This window comes from Thermodesulfobacteriota bacterium, assembly GCA_040756475.1.
In the GTDB taxonomy this organism is placed as follows: Bacteria; Desulfobacterota; Deferrisomatia; order Deferrisomatales; family JACRMM01; genus JBFLZB01.
The window spans coordinates 19,360-35,238 of the sequence record JBFLZB010000003.1 but is presented as its reverse complement, the minus strand read 5'-3'; the positions used below and the strand labels follow the sequence as shown (position 1 = coordinate 35,238).

The window sequence follows — 15,879 nt, the reverse complement described above, 5'->3', positions numbered from 1 at the left end:
AAGGGAGTTGACCCATGAGTGACATCAGCCGCGTCGCCCTGTTCGGCAAGCTCAATCGCCTGGGCTACCAGGCCATCGAGAGCGCCACGGTCTTCTGCAAGATGCGGGGTAACCCCTACGTGGAGCTCGTCCACTGGATCCACCAGATCCTCCAGCTGCCCAACTCCGACCTCCACGGCATCGTCAAGCACTTCGGCCTGGAGCCGTCGCGCCTGGCCCGGGACCTCACCGAGACCCTGGACCGGCTGCCCCGGGGCTCCACCTCCATCTCGGACCTCTCTTCCCACCTGGAGGAGGCCGTGGAGCGGGGCTGGGTCTATGGGACGCTGCTCTTCGGGGAGTCCCAGGTCCGCACGGGCCACCTGGTGGTGGGCATCCTCAAGACCAAGGGGCTCACTCATGCGCTCCTGGGGATCTCTGCGGAGTTCGGGAAGGTCAAAGTGGATGCCTTGACCGACCGCTTTGCCGAGGTGGTGGCCGGCTCCCCCGAGGCCGCCCTCTCCGCCCAGGACGGCTTCCGGGTGGGGGGCGGGGCCGCACCCGGCGAGGCCAGCGGCGCCATGCCCCCGCCCCAGCTCGGCAAGCAGGAAGCCCTGCACCGATTCTCGGTGGACTTGACCGAGCGGGCCCGCAAGGGGGAGCTCGACCCCATCGTGGGCCGGGACAACGAGATCCGCCAGATCGTCGACATCCTCATGCGGCGGCGCCAGAACAACCCCATCCTCACCGGCGAGGCCGGGGTGGGAAAGACGGCGGTGGTGGAGGGGTTTGCGCTGCGCATCGCCGCGGGCGACGTGCCGCCGCCGCTCCGGGACGTGGTCCTGCGAAACCTCGACGTGGGCCTCCTCCAGGCGGGGGCGAGCATGAAGGGGGAGTTCGAGCAGCGCCTGCGCCAGGTGATCGAGGAGGTCCAGGCCTCGCCCCAGCCCATCATCCTCTTCATCGACGAGGCCCACACCCTGATCGGCGCCGGGGGCGCCGCCGGCACGGGGGACGCGGCCAACCTCCTCAAGCCCGCCCTGGCCCGGGGAACGCTTCGCACCGTGGCCGCCACCACCTGGGCCGAGTACAAGAAGCACATCGAGAAGGACCCGGCGCTCACCCGGCGCTTCCAGGTGATCCAGGTCCCCGAGCCCAGCGAAGACAAGGCCATCCTCATGATGCGGGGGCTGGCCTCGACCCTGGAGAAGCACCACCGGGTGCAGGTGCTCGACGAGGCCCTGGAGGCCGCGGTGCGCCTCTCCCACCGCTACATCCCTGCCCGGCAGCTCCCGGACAAGTCCGTGAGCCTCCTCGACACCGCCTGCGCCCGGGTGGCCATCAGCCAGCACGCCGTCCCCGCCGAGGTGGACGACAGCCGCCGGCGCATCGAGGCCCTGGAGACCGAGCTCGAGATCATCGGGCGCGAGAAGGCCGTGGGGGTCGAGACCGCCGCCCGGGAGTCGGAGGCTTCCGAGAAGCTTGCCGCAGAGGGGGAACGGCTCGCCGGCCTGGAGGAGCGGTGGAAGGCGGAAAAGGACCTCGTGGACCGCATCCTGGAGCTGCGCGCGACGCTGCGGGGCAGAATCGGCGTGGTGGAGGGCACCGAGAGCGACCTGGAGAAGGCGGCAGAGGCCGCGGCCCAGGCCGTGTCGGTGGACGCGGGGCCGGCCGACGAACCGCCGGCGGAGAAGCCCGAGGAGCTGTTGCAGCAACTTCGCGACGTGCAGGCACAACTCGCGGCTCTGCAGGGGGAGCGGCCCCTCATCTTGCCCAGCGTCGACGCCCAGGCCGTGGCCTCGGTGGTCGGCGACTGGACCGGCATTCCCGTGGGGCGCATGGTCCGAAACGAGATCGAGACCGTGCTCAAGCTCCCCGACCTCCTGGAGCAGCGCATCGTGGGCCAGCGCCACGCCCTGGAGATGATCGCCAAGCGCATCCAGACCTCCCGGGCGAGCCTCGACAACCCCAACAAGCCCATCGGCGTCTTCCTCCTGGCCGGCACCTCGGGGGTGGGGAAGACCGAGACCGCGCTGGCCCTGGCCGAGGTGCTCTACGGCGGGGAGCAAAACGTCATCACCATCAATATGAGCGAGTTCCAGGAGGCCCACACGGTCTCCACCCTCAAGGGGGCCCCCCCCGGCTACGTGGGCTACGGGGAGGGGGGCGTGCTCACCGAGGCCGTGCGGCGCCGGCCCTACAGCGTGGTGCTCCTGGACGAGGTGGAAAAAGCCCACCCCGACGTCCACGAGATCTTCTTCCAGGTCTTCGACAAGGGCTGGATGGAGGACGGGGAGGGCCGGGTCATCGACTTCAAGAACACCCTGATCCTCCTCACCACCAACGCGGGCACCGAGCTCATCACGAGCGTGTGCTCCGACCCGGACCTCCTGCCCGACCCGGAGGCCCTGGGCAAGGCCCTGCGCGAGCCCCTCCTCAAGGTCTTCCCCCCCGCCCTCCTCGGGCGCCTCGTGGTCGTCCCCTTCTACCCCCTCACCGACGAGGTCATCGGCCTCATCACCCGACTCCAACTCGGACGCATCCAGAAGCGCATCGCCCAGAACCACAAGGTGCCTTTCATGTACAGCGACGAGGTGGTGAAACTGATCGTGAGCAGGTGCACCGAGCTCGAGAGCGGCGGCCGCATGGTTGACGCGATTCTCACCAACACCGTGCTGCCGGCCCTGAGTCAGGAGATCCTCACGCACATGATGGAGGGTCAGCCGGTGGCACGGGTCGAGGTGACGGTGGAGGGAGGAGAGTTCGCGTACTCTTTCGACGGAGAGCCTGTGAAAGAATCGTCGCGAGCAGACCGGGGTGCGAGGCGCGCATGAGCGAACGACGAGACATATCAAGTAGATAGGCGAGGAGTGAGCGAGTGCGCAACGAAGCAATCCGGTCGCACAGCAGATTGTTTCACAGGCTCTGAGGTTGCTGACCCACGACGCGAATTGGCACGTCGTGTACCAGGTCGCATTCGGCTAGCGGTGGGGGAGGGAGTATCCATTCGCTCCGGGACCGGGTATGGGACCGGGAGCGCGACGGCGGAGCGGATCCGTGCGTGTTGAAGAAGGCTCGCGCGACCCACTCCACTGACGAGGACGGAGAGATCTCATGTTGACTGCGTCGAACTTGGTGGCAAGCGGTGTCGGCTGCACAATCAAGATGACCTGCAAGGCCAAGATCAAGGAAGGCAGTGGGCTTCCCGGATTCGGCGCCGAGGCCATGATGTACGATGGTCCCGTGGACGGCGACCTCTCGGGCGGGGTCCTGTCGCTGGAGGCGTGCAGCCTCGCGGGCGCAAACGGGACCTTCATCCGCAACAAGGACAACAAGGTCACGATCGGTGTCGCCGTGGCCGGCGGCTTCATCGTGAGTGACCAGTTCGGCGGCTGTGACCTGACGATTCTGCGAAATCCCGCCGGCGCCATCCTCGGCGCGCACGTCTACAGCAACGAGGCCTGTCGGGCCTGCATCGCTTCGCCGCCTGCGGGTTGGCGCGTCGTCGGAACGTGGCAGAGCAAGGGATACCAGGACAAGTGGCCGGGAATCGGCGGTCTCTTCGCGTTCGCCTTCATCGAAGGCTCCCAGGTCAAGGTCGTTGCCTTGGCACTGAAGGGATACCCCGGCAAAGTGAGCCACGTGGAGTTGGCCGACACCTTCGATCTCTAGACGCAGCTCGGGAAGGAAGGGAGGACATCCATGCCTGATAGCCTCCATGAACTGCAGTCGGCCACCACGTTCGCCGGGTGGGGTAGGACCTTGTGGAACCGCTGGAACACGATTGGGTCTGTGGGGACGCGAGTCGCCGACCGGCAGGCGTATGTGACGAGGTGCGTGCGCGGCATGCTCCGGAACATCAATGTCCACCCTTGTGGGGTGACCTATAGCGTCGGGGCCGACGGGGGAAGCATGTCTCGGTCAGACTGGGAGATCGATGTCTCGTCTCCCAACTTCAACAACAACAACATCACCCTGAATGCGTTCTGTGAGATACTGAAGACCGCCTACCATGAGATGAGGCACATCGAGCAATACTACCGGATCGTGCAATCCTTGTGCTTGGGAATCAATGAGTGGCGGGGCGATGAGGCGAAGAAACTAGCGCGCACGTCGACCGGTGCCGAGGTCGAAGACCGCGTCGGGGTGCAGGCTGCCGGGGCGACGCATGCCATCGGAAACCTCAATCGCTATGACGGCTTTGCCTACACGCAGAGGATGGGTCACTGTGTCCTCGGATCGGTTCCAGGCCGCCCAAACGACAACTGGTCCAATACGGTCGACGAGTGGTATCTACGACGATTCAAGAGTGACAGAAAAGTGTGGGGGCAGCGAGGCCTGGATGCTCAGGTCGGGACGCTGATGGATGTTCAATTTTACAAGAGGGGAGAGCTGGATATCGACACCGTGGCGCTGGAGAAGAGGCTGTACAGTCAGTTGGCGTCGAGATGGAGCAATTTCGCAAATCTGAAAAATGCGGGACGACAGGATCCCGCCTTTGGCGGCTGAGCGCGTGCCCCAGTAGCCAGGAAGCTACGGCCATGCCGGATTTGCTGGTGAAACTCTACGACGTCCCCGTTCCAGAGTCGCGGGCTGTGGGACCTGGGGGGCAGGGGTGCACCGTCCGCCCCGCCAGGGCTTACGAGAAGCACCGGGTCGTGGGATGGGTGCGGGAGACCTTCGGGGAGGGGTGGGCGAGCGAGGCCGACGTGGCCTTCGGGAACCGGCCCATCTCCTGCTTCGTGGCGACGAAGGACGGGGAGCTCCAGGGTTTTGCTTGCTACGACGCCACCTGCCGGGGGTTCTTCGGCCCCCTGGGGGTCGCGGAGGGGGCGCGGGGCGCCGGCATCGGGAAGAGGCTGCTGCTGGCGTGCCTCCATGCCATGGCCTGCGTAGGCTACGCCTACGCCGTGGTGGGGGGTGTGGATGCTCCCGAGTTCTACGCCAAGGCCGTGGGCGCGATCGAGATCTCGGGTTCCACGCCCGGCATCTACCGGGACCGGCTCCGGTGAGCCGCCGTGGCTGAGATGGAAGCCGGATCCCGTGGCCTGGAGCCAGGGCAGGGCACGACGGAAGCCCTCACCGCCGCCGACGCCCTGCGGCTGGCCACAGCCCTGCACCAGCAGGGACGGCTGTCCGACGCCGAGGCCCTTTATCGGCGCATCCTCGAGGCCGTGCCCGAAGACCCGGGGGCGATGCACTTCCTCGGGGTCCTCCGGCACCAACTGGGGTACGACGAGGAGGGGCTCTCCCTCATCCGGCGCGCGCTCCAGGTGGACCCCTCCTACGCCGATGCCCACTGCAACCTGGGCAACGTGCTCAAGCAACTGGGGCGGTTCGAGGAGGCGCAGGGCTGCTATCGCCACGTGATCCGGCTCGAGCCGCGGCACGCCGGCGCCCACAACAACCTCGGGGTGGTTCTCAAGGTGCAGGGGCGGCTCGAGGAGGCGGAGGCAGCCTACCGGCGGGCCATTGCGCTCCATCCTGACCATGCGGACGCCCATCACAACCTGGGCAACGTGCTCAAGCGGCAGGGGCGGCTCGCGGAGTCCCTGGGTGCCTACCGGCGCGCCATCGCTTTGAACCCCCGGCACGCCGACGCGCGCAAGTTCCTGGGCCTGGCCCTTCGGGCGGCGGGAAGGGTAGAAGAAGCGGTGGCCGTCTTTCGGGACTGGGCCTCGTGCGAGCCGGAGAACCCCGTAGCCCGCCACCTCTTCGCTGCCTGTGCCGGAGGGGACGCGCCCCCCAGGGCTTCGGACGCCTACGTGGCGACCGTGTTCGACCGCCTGGCGGACAGCTTCGACGAGCACCTGGCCGACCTGGAGTACCATGCCCCCGCGTTGGTCGCGGAGGCGGTGCGCCGGGCCGCGCCGGGGCCGGCCGGAGCCCTGGACGTCCTCGACGCCGGGTGCGGGACCGGGCTGTGCGGGGCATTCCTGCGCCCGTACGCGCGGTCCCTGAGCGGGGTGGACCTCTCGCCGGGAATGCTGGCCCGGGCGCGCCGGCTGAGCGTCTACGACGAGCTCTTCCAAGCGGAGCTCACGGGCTTCCTCGGGGAGATTTTGGCCCGCTACGACCTGATCGTCTCCGCCGACACCCTGTGTTACTTCGGGGACCTGGAGGCGGTCTTCGCCGCGGCGCAAAGGGCCCTGCGGCCCGGGGGGCTGCTGGTCTTCACCGTGGAGCGGCAGGCCGAGGCCGGGCCGGGATTTCGCCTGGAGCCCCACGGCCGGTACACCCACGGGGAGACGTACGTCTGCCGGGCACTCTCGGAGGCGGGCCTGGTCGTCGAGTCGGCCGAGGGAGCCGTGTTGCGCAAGGAGGCGGGGGAGCCCGTGGAGGGGCTCGTCTTCACCGCACGCAGGGCGACATCCCCCGTAGGTCCCTGAGGGGGTGACGCTGCTCCTTCGGCCTGCGGTCCTCCGGCGCGATGCGGGGTGCGTCGGGTACTGTGCGCGACGAGGGCCGCGGTTGCCACGGGGCTCCGATGCTGGCATCATGGCGCCGAGATCGTGTCTGGGTGGGACATTTTTCCGGCTGGGGGTGCGGCTCGAAACTCCCCGTGGCCGGGTGGGGAAGGTCGATGGACCGACACTCCCGGGTCTGGGTCGCGGTGCTGTGCTTCCTCCTGGGAGCGTGCGCCGGTGCGCCGCCGTCCCGGGAGGCCCAGGTGGCCCCGCCGGCGCCTCCCGAACCGGTTCCCGTCGCCGAGCCGTCGCCCGCCGTTCCAGAACGACCGACCGTAGACACCGGTGCCGCGCGACCCGTGCCGCGACCCGAGCCCGTTCGTCCCCCCCCTCCCGCGCCGCCTCCCGCTCTCCTTCCCGAAGGGGAGCGGTTCCTCTGCCCGCCCGGCGACACCGTCACCGCCCGAAAGCGCTGGCTCAATGCCGTGAACGCGCTCCAGGGGGGCGATGCCGCCGGGGCCCGCACCGAGCTCCATCTGGCCCTGTGCCGGGAACCCGAGAACAAGACCGCCCTGAGCCTGCTCCAGCAGATCGAACAGCCCCCGGAAGCCCTCTTCGGGCCGGAGTGGACCGAGTACACGGTGCAGCCCGGCGACACCCTGTCGAAGATCTCCGAGAAGTTCTTGGGCGATCCCCTTCTCTTCTACGGGGTGGCCCGTTACAACCGCATCGAGAACCCGAGCCTTCTCAAGGCCGGCCAGGTGGTGCGCGTGCCGAAGAGCCGCGTCCCAGAGCCCCCCGCGGCGCGCCCGCCGCCGCCCGCTGCTGCGGTTGCGCCCAGCGTTCAGAAGGAACCGGCGGTGCGCGCACCCGTCGCCCCGGCCGATCGCATGGCACCGTCGGTGTCGGCGATCCCTCCCGGAGGCACCTTCGAGGGATCGGTGACGGTCATCTTGAGCGCCTCGGACGACACCGATCCGGCGCCGGTGATCCGGTACACCCTGGACGGTGCGACCCCCGATGCCCGCGCGCGAATCTACGACGGCCCGCTCCGGGTCGAGAAGACCGCAACGCTCCGGTACGCGGCGTTGGACGCCGCAGGCAATGTCTCGGCGACCCGCTCCGAGACGTACACCATCGGGGTGGCGGAGAAGTACCGGGAGGAGCGGCAGTGGATCGCCCAGGGGCAGTACGCGCGAGCCCTCGCGAGCCTGGAGGCCGCCCTGGCCCGGGAATCCGGGGACGCCCAGGCGCGGGAGCTCCTGGTCTCGGCCTCCCTCTCCCACGCCCGGGACCTGGGGGGGGAGGGCCGCTGGGCGGACGCCCAGGCGGTCCTGGAACGGGCTGCGGCGGTGGCCCCGGGAGACCCCGGGGTGCAGGCGAAGCTACGGGAGGCCGAGAGGCGTGTCGGGGTGGAGCAGATCTACCAGAACGGCGTCCGGGCCGCCCAGGTGGGCGAGCCGGAGAAGGCCTACTCGGCGTTCCAGAAGGCCCTCGAGCTCGACCCCGGCCACGGCCCCGCGAAGGAGGGTCTGGCCCAGGTCAAGCGAGACGCCGTGGAGGTCCACAGCAAGCGGGCCCTGGCCGCTTTCCGGCGCCAGGAGCTCGACGTGGCCATCTCGGAGTGGGACCAGGCGCTCGCCATCGACCCCGACAACGAGCTTGCGAAGCTTCGCCGCGCCGAGGCCGCCGATCTCAAGGCGCGCTTCGAGCAGCTCCAGCGGAAGGGGGCCCAGTAGCCCGCCCCCGATTCCTCGCGTGCGCCACGCTTCCCCGTCGGAGGCATCCTGCCCGGAAAGGACGGTGAGTCGTGTCCGAAGCTGCCAGAGCCTCGGTGCGCCTCCTTGGGTGCCTTCACACCCTGGCCCGGGAGCGGGGGCAGCCCTCCGAGCTGGAGGTGTCCCTGCCCCCCGAGGGCAAGCGGGCGGACGACGTTGCACGGCAGCTCGGCCTTCCCCTGGAGAAGATCGAGGCGGTCTTCTGCAACCGGGTGGTGCGAGAGCTCGACCACGTGCTGCGCCCCGGCGACCGGGTGGCCTTCGTTCCCCGCGGCACTCCCGGCCCCCACCGCTTCACGCTGGGCATCTACGCGGCCGGCCGGGGAGAGATTCCCGAAGGGGAGGCGCCCAGGTAGCCCGCGCCAATTCCTCGCAGGCGCGTCCGGCGCAGCACCCGAGAGGAGGTCCCCGCCGCCTCCGGATCCTATGCTGCCCCAAACGGCACCAGGTCTGCCCCGCCGTCGGCCCTCCGGTCTCCGCGAAGCAGCTCCATGTGCCGCAGCACCGCGAAGGCCCGTTCCACCTCGGCCGGCCGGACCCCCAGGAGGGAGGCGGCCGCCTCCTTGGGGACCCGTCCCCTTTGGGACACGAGGTCGTAGAGGGCCTTTTCCAGCCCCTTCAGCTCCCCGGTGCCTCCCGCGTCCTTGGCCCCCTTGGCGAGCTTCACCGCCCAGGGGTCGCACGCCTTGGCGGGGCTCAGGGCGTCCATCAGGCAGTCTTCGCAGAGTCTCTGGCCCCCGCGACTCACCGCTTCGTCTGCGCTCACCTGCGCACCGCATCGGTCACACCGCATCTGGGTTCCTCCTCCTTTCGCGTTCCGCGTGGTCTTGCCGGGCAAGGGGCTCCAGAAACGTGCGGCTTCAGCCCCGGACGAAGAGAGCCAGGTAGGCGTTCGGTCCCAGGTCCACCACCCTCGGCTCGGCGAAGCCGAACGGGGTCACGAGCGCCGCGAGGTCGCCCGGGGACAGGCGGATGGCCACCGGGGGGCCGTGTTCCGTCGGGATCTTCTTGAACTCCACCACCGCGAGCCAGCCCCGGGGCCGGAGTATCCGGGATGCCTCGGCGAGCGCCGCGGCGGCCTCTCCCCTCTCGGCCAGGTCGTGCAGGACCGTGGCCAGGAGGACGAGGTCGATGCGGGCGTCGGGCACGGCGCCCAGGTCGGCCAGATCCCCCGTGTCGGCCGTTACGTGCTCCAGCCCCCGCTCCCGGGCCCCGCGCCGCAACTTCTCCACGCCTTCCGCCCAGAGGTCGACCCCGTGCACCGACGCGCCGGCAGGAAGGCGCTCGGCCAGGGCCAGGGTGTACCGGCCTGCGCCGCACCCGAGGTCCAGCGCGCGGCGCACCGATGGGAGCGGGAGCGCGGCGAAGAAGCGCTCCTCGTCGATCAGTCCGAAGCTGGATTTGCCCGCCTCGGCAGGGACCTGGGGCATGGCAGCTCCTCGGGGAACTCCGGCAAGGGGTAGCGAAACTGCCGCGGTACGGATGCGCGCCGATGCCTTCGAGTCACAAGCAACGTCGGGCTGCTGGCGCGCAGATATGTTACCTGCGGCGTCGCCCCGTGCGCTACCATGGGTGTCGCATCGGGAAGCGCCGGGGGCGTGGATCTGGTTCCGCCTCGTCCGCCCCATCGTCGCACGGGAACGGGCAGGCGGTTGGACGGGCATCCTACTGAATCGACGGGCTGCGAGAGGAAGGCGAAGATGGAAGATGTTCTGATCAGGAAGCGCGAGCGGCTGACGGCTGCCCTGCGGGAACTCGGTGGCGTCGTCGTCGGGTTCTCGGGTGGGGTGGATTCCACCTTCCTCCTGGCGGTGGCCCGGGAGGTCCTGGGGGACCGGGCCCTGGGGGTGACGGCCACTTCCGAGACGTACCCGGAGCGGGAGCGCCGGGAGGCGGAGGCGCTTGCCCGGGGCATGGGCGCCCGGCACCGGGTCATCGTCTCCGAGGAGCTCGACGTCCCGGGCTTTGCCGAAAACCCCAAGAACCGCTGTTACTTCTGCAAGAAGGAGCTCTTCGGGAAGCTCCGGGAAGTGGCCGACGCCGAGGGCCTGCCCCACGTGCTCGACGGCACCAACGCCGACGATCGGGGGGACTACCGCCCGGGCCGCCAGGCCGCCCGGGAGCTGGGGGTGCGGAGCCCCCTGGATGAGGCCGGCCTCACCAAGCAGGACATCCGGACGCTCTCCCGGGCCCTGGGGCTCCCCACCTGGGACAAGCCCGCGTTTGCGTGCCTCTCGTCGCGCTTCCCCTACGGGGTCCGCATCACGAAGGAGAAGGTCTCCCAGGTGGGGCGAGCGGAGGAGGCCCTGCGGGAGCTCGGCCTGCGGGTGCTCCGGGTGCGCCACCACGGCGACGTGGCCCGCCTGGAGGTGGGCCCGGAGGAGTTCGACCGGGTCGCCAACGGCCTGCGAGACCGGGTGGTGGCAGCCCTCAAGGCCGCCGGCTACGCCTACGTGGCCCTGGACCTGCAAGGCTACCGGACCGGCGCCATGAACGAGGTGCTGGAGGACCTTCGGCCCATGACGGGTGACGGGTGACGAACCCGATCCGACCGATCGGTCCCAAACTCCAACGGACAACGGACAACGGACAAGACGATGACCCCTGACCACCTGCGCCACCTTCTGGAAAGCCTCAAACAGGGGCAGATCTCCACCGACGACGCCCTCGGCCGCCTCAAGAGCTTCTCCTTCGAGGACGTGGGGTTCGCCAAGATCGACCACCAACGGCGCATGCGCAACGGTTACCCCGAGGTGATCTACGGGGAGGGGAAGACCCCGGCGCAGGTGGGGGAAATCTTCGCGCGCCTGGCCGGACACAACCCCAACGTGCTGTGCACCCGGGCGAGCCAGGCCGTGGCCGAGGCCGTGCAGGAGCGCGTGCCGGAGGCCCGCTATCACGGGCTGTGCCGCCTCGTGGAGCTGCGCCGGAGCACCGCGCCCCCGGTGGGCCTGGTGGCCCTGGCGGCGGCGGGGACCTCGGACCTACCCGTGGCCGAGGAGGCGGCCGTGGCCCTGGAGGTCTTCGGGAGCCGAGTGGAGCGGGTCTACGACGTGGGGGTGGCGGGCATCCACCGGCTCTTCGCCCACGGCGACGTGCTCCGGCGCGCCCACTGCGTGGTGGCCGTGGCCGGGATGGAGGGGGCGCTCCCGTCGGTCATCGGGGGGCTGGTGGACGTGCCGGTGATCGCGGTACCCACGAGCGTCGGGTACGGAACGAGCTTCGGGGGCATCACGGCGCTCCTGGCCATGCTCAACTCCTGTGCTTCGGGGATCAGCGTGGTGAACATCGACAACGGCTTCGGGGCCGCCTACCAGGCGGACATGATCAACAAGCTGGCCTGCGGCGCCCGGCACAAGGAGGAGGGGCGGTGAAGCGCATCCTCTACTTCGACGCCTGTGCGGGTGTGAGCGGCGACATGTTCGTGGGTGCGCTGCTCGACCTGGGGGCGAACCTGGAGACCGTGCAGCGCCACGTGGCTTCCCTGGGGGTGGAGGGCCTGGAGCTTCGGGCCTGCAGGGTGGAGCGCCGGGGTCTCGTGGGGACCAAGTTCGACGTGCTCGACCCCGGCACCGGGCACCCCGTGGACGAGCCGGCGGAGGGGGGCGGTCAGAGGCACGGACACGGCCGAGAACACGGACACGACGCCCTCCACCGGCACCACCACCCCAACCCGGCCCTCCCCGGCCACCACCGCCACCGCGGCCTGCCGGAGATTCGGGCGCTCATCCGGGGGGCGGGGCTTCCCGGGCCCGTGGCCGGCCATGCGGTCGCCGTCTTCGAGCTCCTGGCGGCCGCCGAGGCCAAGGTGCACGGGCGGTCCCCCGAGGAGGTCCACTTCCACGAGGTGGGGGCGCTCGATTCCATCGCCGACGTGGTGGCAGCCGCCTCGGCCTTTTGCCAAGTGGGGGCGGACGAGGCGTGGTGCTCCCCCGTCCACGTGGGGTCGGGTACCGTGCGGTGCGCCCACGGAGTCCTGCCGGTGCCCGCGCCTGCCACCCTGGAGCTCCTGCGGGGCGCCCCCATCTACTCCGACGGGGTCCGGGGCGAGCTCGCCACCCCCACCGGCGCCGCGCTCCTCAAGCACTTCTGCGCGGGCTTCGCACCCCTGCCCCCCCTCGTCGTGGAGCGGGTGGGGTACGGGGCGGGGAGCCGGGATTTTGGAGTACCGGGGCTCTTCCGAGCCACTTTGGGGATGGCCCTGGAGTCGGTTGCCCCTAGCCAGGCCGCGAATCTCGGGTAGACTCCACGGCGCCTCGGATCTCGCGGTGTTTCGTCACCCCACTCCCACGGGAAAAGGAGGATCAGATGGCAGACCGGATCGTGCGCGTCAACATGAGGACCCGGAAGATCACGGAGGAGCCCATACCCGCCCAGTGGGCCGCGTTCGGCGGCCGGGCCATGACCTCGGCCATCGTCTCCCAGGAGGTGCCCCCCACCTGCCCGCCGCTGGGCGCGACCAACAAGCTCGTCTTCGCTCCGGGGCTCCTGGGCGGCTCCTCGGCGGTCCAGTCGGGCCGGATCTCGGTGGGGGGCAAGAGCCCGCTGACCGGGACGATCAAGGAGTCCAATGCAGGCGGGCAGCCCGGGCAGATTCTCGGCCGGCTCGGCATCCGGGCCCTGGTCATCGAGGACAAGCCCGAAGATCCCGCCAAGCTCTACACCCTGGTGCTCAAGAAGGACGGGATCTCCCTGGTGGAGAGCCCGGAGCTCAAGGAGCTCGGCAATTACGACGCGGTGAAGAAGCTCACGGCCAAGTATGGCGAAAAGAAGATGGGCTACATCACCATCGGCATGGCGGGCGAGTGGGGCCTCACCGCGGCCTCGATTGCCTGCACCGACCCGGAGCTGCGGCCCACCCGCCACGCGGGCCGCGGCGGGCTGGGGGCGCTCATGGGCTCCAAGCGGCTCAAGGCCATCGTGTGCGACGACAACGGCACGTCCATGAAGGAGCCCAAGGACAAGGCGCGGCTGAGCGAGGCGTCCCGCAAGTTCGCCAAGATCTTGAAGGACCACGCGGTCACCGGCGAGGGGCTCCCCACTTACGGGACCAACGTGCTCCAGAACATCATCAACGAGGCCGGCGGGCTCCCCACCAAGAACTTCCGGCTCGGGAGCTTTGAAGGGGCGTCCAAGATCTCGGGCGAGGAGCAGCACGACCGGATCGTGAAGCGGGGCGGCGACGGGAAGCTCCCCCATGGCTGCCACTCGGGTTGCATCATCCAGTGCTCGCGGATCTACGCGGACAAGGACGGCCACTACATTTCCAAGGGGCCCGAGTACGAGACCATCTGGGCCCACGGCACCAACTGCTGCATCGACGACCTGGACGCCATCGCACGCATGGACTACCTGGACGACGACATCGGGCTGGACACCATCGAGATGGGGGCCACCATCGGCGTGGCCATGGAGGCGGGGCTCGCGAAGTTCGGCGACGCCGGCGCGGCCATCCGGCTCCTGGAGGAGGTGCGCAAGGGCACCCCGCTCGGGCGCATCCTGGGCTGCGGAACCGACACCACGGGGCGATGCTTCGGGGTGGACCACATCCCCACGGTCAAGGGTCAGGCCATGCCGGCCTACGAGCCTCGGGCCATCCAGGGGATCGGCGTCACCTACGCCACCTCCACCCAGGGGGCGGATCACACCGCCGGGTACGCCATCGCCACCAACATCCTCAAGGTGGGGGGCTACGTGGACCCCTTGAAGCCCGAGGGGCAGGTGGACCTCTCCCGCAACCTCCAGATCGCCACGGCGGCGGTGGACTCCACGGGCCTTTGCCTCTTCGTGGCCTTTGCGCTCCTGGACAACCCCGACGGCCTGCCCCAGGCCTGCGAGATGATCAACGGCCTCTACGGCACCGAGCTCAAGGTGGACGACGTGGTGGAGCTGGGAAAGACGGTCCTCTCCATGGAGCGCAAGTTCAACCAGGCGGCGGGCTTCACCAACGCCCACGACCGGCTCCCGGACTGGATGCGCACCGAGAAGCTCGCGCCCCACAACACCGTGTTCACGGTGCCCGACGCAGAGCTCGATCAGGTCTTCAATTTTGTGAAATAGGTATTCCAGTGCCTACGGGGGCCCTCCGGGGCCCCCGTCTCTTTTCCATTGAGGCTCCCCATGGTGGTTCACCTCAAGTTCTTCGCAGGCCTGCGCGACTTCCTGCCCCCCGAGCCCGTTCCCTACCCGGCCGAGATACCCGGGGGCGCCACCGTGGGCGAGATTCTCGCGCGCTACCGGGTTCCCCTCGAAAAGCCCAAGATCCTCCTCGTGAACGGCCGCCATGCCACGTTGGAGCAGCCCCTGGCCGACGGCGATACCCTGAGCGTCTTTCCACCCGTGGCGGGGGGGTGAGGCCTCGCCCGTTCTGTTCGGCAACGGGCTGCTCTTCCTGCCGCCCATGGACACGGTGCAATGAACGACGACGGACGGGATCGGGAGGAGCTGGAGGCGCTGCGCCGCCGCATCGACGCCGCGGATGCGGCGCTGGTGGAGCTCCTGGCGGAGCGGCGCCGGGTCGTGGAGCAGGTCGGGGAGCTCAAGAGGGCTCGCGGGCTTCCCCTCTACCACCCGGCGCGCGAGGAAGATCTCATCTCGCGGCGGCGGGGGCAGGGGGAGGCGGCCGGCCTGGACCCGGACCTGGTGGAGGACGTGTTTCGGCGACTGCTGCGCTCGTCCCGGGTGGCCCAGTCCCGTTCCCTGGCATACCACGGCGTGCGTCCCGGCGCCGCGGTGCTCCTGGTGGGAGGGCAGGGGAGCATGGGCCGGGGGCTCCAGGGGTGGTTTCGCACCGCAGGGTACGAGGTGCGGGTGCTGGAGCGGGACGACTGGGAGCGGGCGGGTGAGCTGGCGGCGGGGGTGGATCTGGCGGTCCTGGCCGTTCCCATCGACGCCACCGCGGAAGCGGCCTCCCGCCTCGGACCCCATCTGGCGCCGGATTGCGTGCTGGCCGACATCACCAGCGTGAAGACCGGGCCGCTGCACGCCATGCTCGCGGCCCATCCGGGCCCCGTGGTGGGGCTCCACCCCATGTTCGGCCCCACCACGACCACCATGGACAAGCAGATCGTCGTGGTCACCCCGGGGCGCCGGGAAGAGGACTGCCTCTGGGTTCTCGAGCAGTTGGCCGCCTGGGGGGCGGTGCTGGTGCAGGCCACCGCCGAGGAGCACGACGAGGTGATGGCGGTGGTGCAGGCCCTTCGGCACTTTGCTTCTTTTGCCTTCGGGCAGTTCCTGTGCCGCCAGGGCGTGGCCCTGACCCGGACCCTGGATTTCTCGAGCCCGATCTACCGCCTGGAGCTCGGGATGGTGGGACGCCTCTTCGCCCAGGACCCGGGCCTGTATGCCGAGATCGTCTTCGCCACGCCCGAGCGCCGGGCGCTCCTGCGCCGCTACCTGGAGAGCGTGGCCGAGAATCTCGCCATGATCGAGACCGGGGACAAGGATGCCTTCGTCCGGGAGTTCCGGCGCATCTCCGAGTGGTTCGGCCCCTTCGGCGACCAGGCCATCCGCGAGTCGAGCTACCTCATCGAGAAGCTGGTGGAGAGGTTCTGACGACCTTCCGACGTGGAGTCGGGTAGCGCCGGCGTCCCGTACCCCGCTTACCACCCGGGGGGTGGCTCCAGGGGTTCCGGGGCCGTTGCCGCCCCTCGCAGCCGCGTGCTATAACCCCTCCCCACCCGGACCCGCGGGCCGACCATCCCTCCTTGCCCAGC

15 protein-coding genes are annotated in these 15,879 nt (G+C 69.6%); 13 read left to right on the top strand and 2 right to left on the bottom strand.

Annotation, left to right across the window (positions count from 1 at the left end; all coding sequences use genetic code 11):
* Nucleotides 1-14: 14 nt before the first annotated feature.
* From tssH to AB1578_00860, 7 genes are all read left to right on the top strand, one after another.
* Nucleotides 15-2,813, top strand: coding sequence for a type VI secretion system ATPase TssH (gene tssH, locus AB1578_00890; protein MEW6486457.1), 2,799 nt, complete (start codon nt 15-17; stop codon nt 2,811-2,813).
* A 280-nt stretch (nt 2,814-3,093) separates the two neighbouring features.
* Nucleotides 3,094-3,651 carry a hypothetical protein gene (locus tag AB1578_00885; GenBank protein ID MEW6486456.1) on the top strand — a complete coding sequence of 186 codons (558 nt, stop codon included), beginning with the start codon at nt 3,094-3,096 and terminating at the stop codon, nt 3,649-3,651.
* 30 nt (nt 3,652-3,681) lie between these two features.
* Nucleotides 3,682-4,488, top strand: coding sequence for a hypothetical protein (locus AB1578_00880; GenBank protein ID MEW6486455.1), 807 nt, complete (start codon nt 3,682-3,684; stop codon nt 4,486-4,488).
* Nucleotides 4,489-4,520: 32 nt separating this feature from the next.
* A complete protein-coding gene (locus tag AB1578_00875; GenBank protein MEW6486454.1) occupies nt 4,521-4,991 on the top strand; it encodes a GNAT family N-acetyltransferase in 471 nt (156 codons plus the stop codon).
* A gap of 15 nt (nt 4,992-5,006) precedes the next feature.
* Nucleotides 5,007-6,368, top strand: a complete 1,362-nt coding sequence (locus AB1578_00870) for a tetratricopeptide repeat protein (protein ID MEW6486453.1) — start codon at nt 5,007-5,009, stop codon at nt 6,366-6,368.
* Between the two features lie 194 nt (nt 6,369-6,562).
* On the top strand, nt 6,563-8,125 hold the full coding sequence (locus tag AB1578_00865) for a chitobiase/beta-hexosaminidase C-terminal domain-containing protein (protein ID MEW6486452.1): 1,563 nt from the start codon (nt 6,563-6,565) through the stop codon (nt 8,123-8,125).
* Nucleotides 8,126-8,196: 71 nt separating this feature from the next.
* A complete protein-coding gene (locus AB1578_00860) occupies nt 8,197-8,520 on the top strand; it encodes a MoaD/ThiS family protein (protein MEW6486451.1) in 324 nt (107 codons plus the stop codon).
* Between the two features lie 68 nt (nt 8,521-8,588).
* Here the strand turns inward: AB1578_00860 and AB1578_00855 are convergent, their stop codons facing one another.
* Nucleotides 8,589-8,957, bottom strand: a complete 369-nt coding sequence (locus AB1578_00855; protein MEW6486450.1) for a hypothetical protein — start codon at nt 8,955-8,957, stop codon at nt 8,589-8,591.
* Between the two features lie 67 nt (nt 8,958-9,024).
* The gene (locus AB1578_00850; GenBank protein MEW6486449.1) at nt 9,025-9,594 is read right to left on the bottom strand and encodes a methyltransferase domain-containing protein; all 570 of its coding nucleotides are present in this window, start codon (nt 9,592-9,594) and stop codon (nt 9,025-9,027) included.
* Nucleotides 9,595-9,864: 270 nt separating this feature from the next.
* Here AB1578_00850 and larE point away from each other — a divergent pair, with 270 nt between their 5' ends.
* The 6 genes from larE (at nt 9,865) to tyrA (ending at nt 15,718) form a co-directional block, all read left to right on the top strand.
* Entirely contained in the window at nt 9,865-10,701 is an 837-nt protein-coding gene (gene larE, locus AB1578_00845; protein MEW6486448.1) for an ATP-dependent sacrificial sulfur transferase LarE, read from the top strand.
* Between the two features lie 60 nt (nt 10,702-10,761).
* Nucleotides 10,762-11,538, top strand: a complete 777-nt coding sequence (larB, locus tag AB1578_00840; protein ID MEW6486447.1) for a nickel pincer cofactor biosynthesis protein LarB — start codon at nt 10,762-10,764, stop codon at nt 11,536-11,538.
* Nucleotides 11,535-12,407, top strand: coding sequence for a LarC family nickel insertion protein (locus tag AB1578_00835; GenBank protein ID MEW6486446.1), 873 nt, complete (start codon nt 11,535-11,537; stop codon nt 12,405-12,407). The genes larB and AB1578_00835 overlap by 4 nt, the downstream gene beginning before the upstream one ends.
* Nucleotides 12,408-12,472: 65 nt before the next feature.
* Nucleotides 12,473-14,224 carry an aldehyde ferredoxin oxidoreductase C-terminal domain-containing protein gene (locus AB1578_00830; GenBank protein ID MEW6486445.1) on the top strand — a complete coding sequence of 584 codons (1,752 nt, stop codon included), beginning with the start codon at nt 12,473-12,475 and terminating at the stop codon, nt 14,222-14,224.
* Nucleotides 14,225-14,284: 60 nt separating this feature from the next.
* Nucleotides 14,285-14,518: a MoaD/ThiS family protein gene (locus AB1578_00825; protein MEW6486444.1), complete on the top strand. Its 234-nt coding sequence runs from the start codon at nt 14,285-14,287 to the stop codon at nt 14,516-14,518.
* A 60-nt stretch (nt 14,519-14,578) separates the two neighbouring features.
* Nucleotides 14,579-15,718, top strand: coding sequence for a bifunctional chorismate mutase/prephenate dehydrogenase (gene tyrA, locus AB1578_00820; protein ID MEW6486443.1), 1,140 nt, complete (start codon nt 14,579-14,581; stop codon nt 15,716-15,718).
* Nucleotides 15,719-15,879: the final 161 nt, after the last annotated feature.

Bases quoted from the DNA above. Each gene is read 5' to 3' on its own strand.
- tssH (MEW6486457.1), top strand. From the start codon at position 15: ATGAGTGACATCAGCCGCGTCGCCCTGTTCGGCAAGCTCAATCGCCTG.
- AB1578_00885 (MEW6486456.1), top strand. From the start codon at position 3,094: ATGTTGACTGCGTCGAACTTGGTGGCAAGCGGTGTCGGCTGCACAATC.
- AB1578_00880 (MEW6486455.1), top strand. From the start codon at position 3,682: ATGCCTGATAGCCTCCATGAACTGCAGTCGGCCACCACGTTCGCCGGG.
- AB1578_00875 (MEW6486454.1), top strand. From the start codon at position 4,521: ATGCCGGATTTGCTGGTGAAACTCTACGACGTCCCCGTTCCAGAGTCG.
- AB1578_00870 (MEW6486453.1), top strand. From the start codon at position 5,007: ATGGAAGCCGGATCCCGTGGCCTGGAGCCAGGGCAGGGCACGACGGAA.
- AB1578_00865 (MEW6486452.1), top strand. From the start codon at position 6,563: ATGGACCGACACTCCCGGGTCTGGGTCGCGGTGCTGTGCTTCCTCCTG.
- AB1578_00855 (MEW6486450.1), bottom strand. From the start codon at position 8,957: ATGCGGTGTGACCGATGCGGTGCGCAGGTGAGCGCAGACGAAGCGGTG.
- AB1578_00850 (MEW6486449.1), bottom strand. From the start codon at position 9,594: ATGCCCCAGGTCCCTGCCGAGGCGGGCAAATCCAGCTTCGGACTGATC.
- larE (MEW6486448.1), top strand. From the start codon at position 9,865: ATGGAAGATGTTCTGATCAGGAAGCGCGAGCGGCTGACGGCTGCCCTG.
- larB (MEW6486447.1), top strand. From the start codon at position 10,762: ATGACCCCTGACCACCTGCGCCACCTTCTGGAAAGCCTCAAACAGGGG.
- AB1578_00830 (MEW6486445.1), top strand. From the start codon at position 12,473: ATGGCAGACCGGATCGTGCGCGTCAACATGAGGACCCGGAAGATCACG.
- AB1578_00825 (MEW6486444.1), top strand. From the start codon at position 14,285: ATGGTGGTTCACCTCAAGTTCTTCGCAGGCCTGCGCGACTTCCTGCCC.
- tyrA (MEW6486443.1), top strand. From the start codon at position 14,579: ATGAACGACGACGGACGGGATCGGGAGGAGCTGGAGGCGCTGCGCCGC.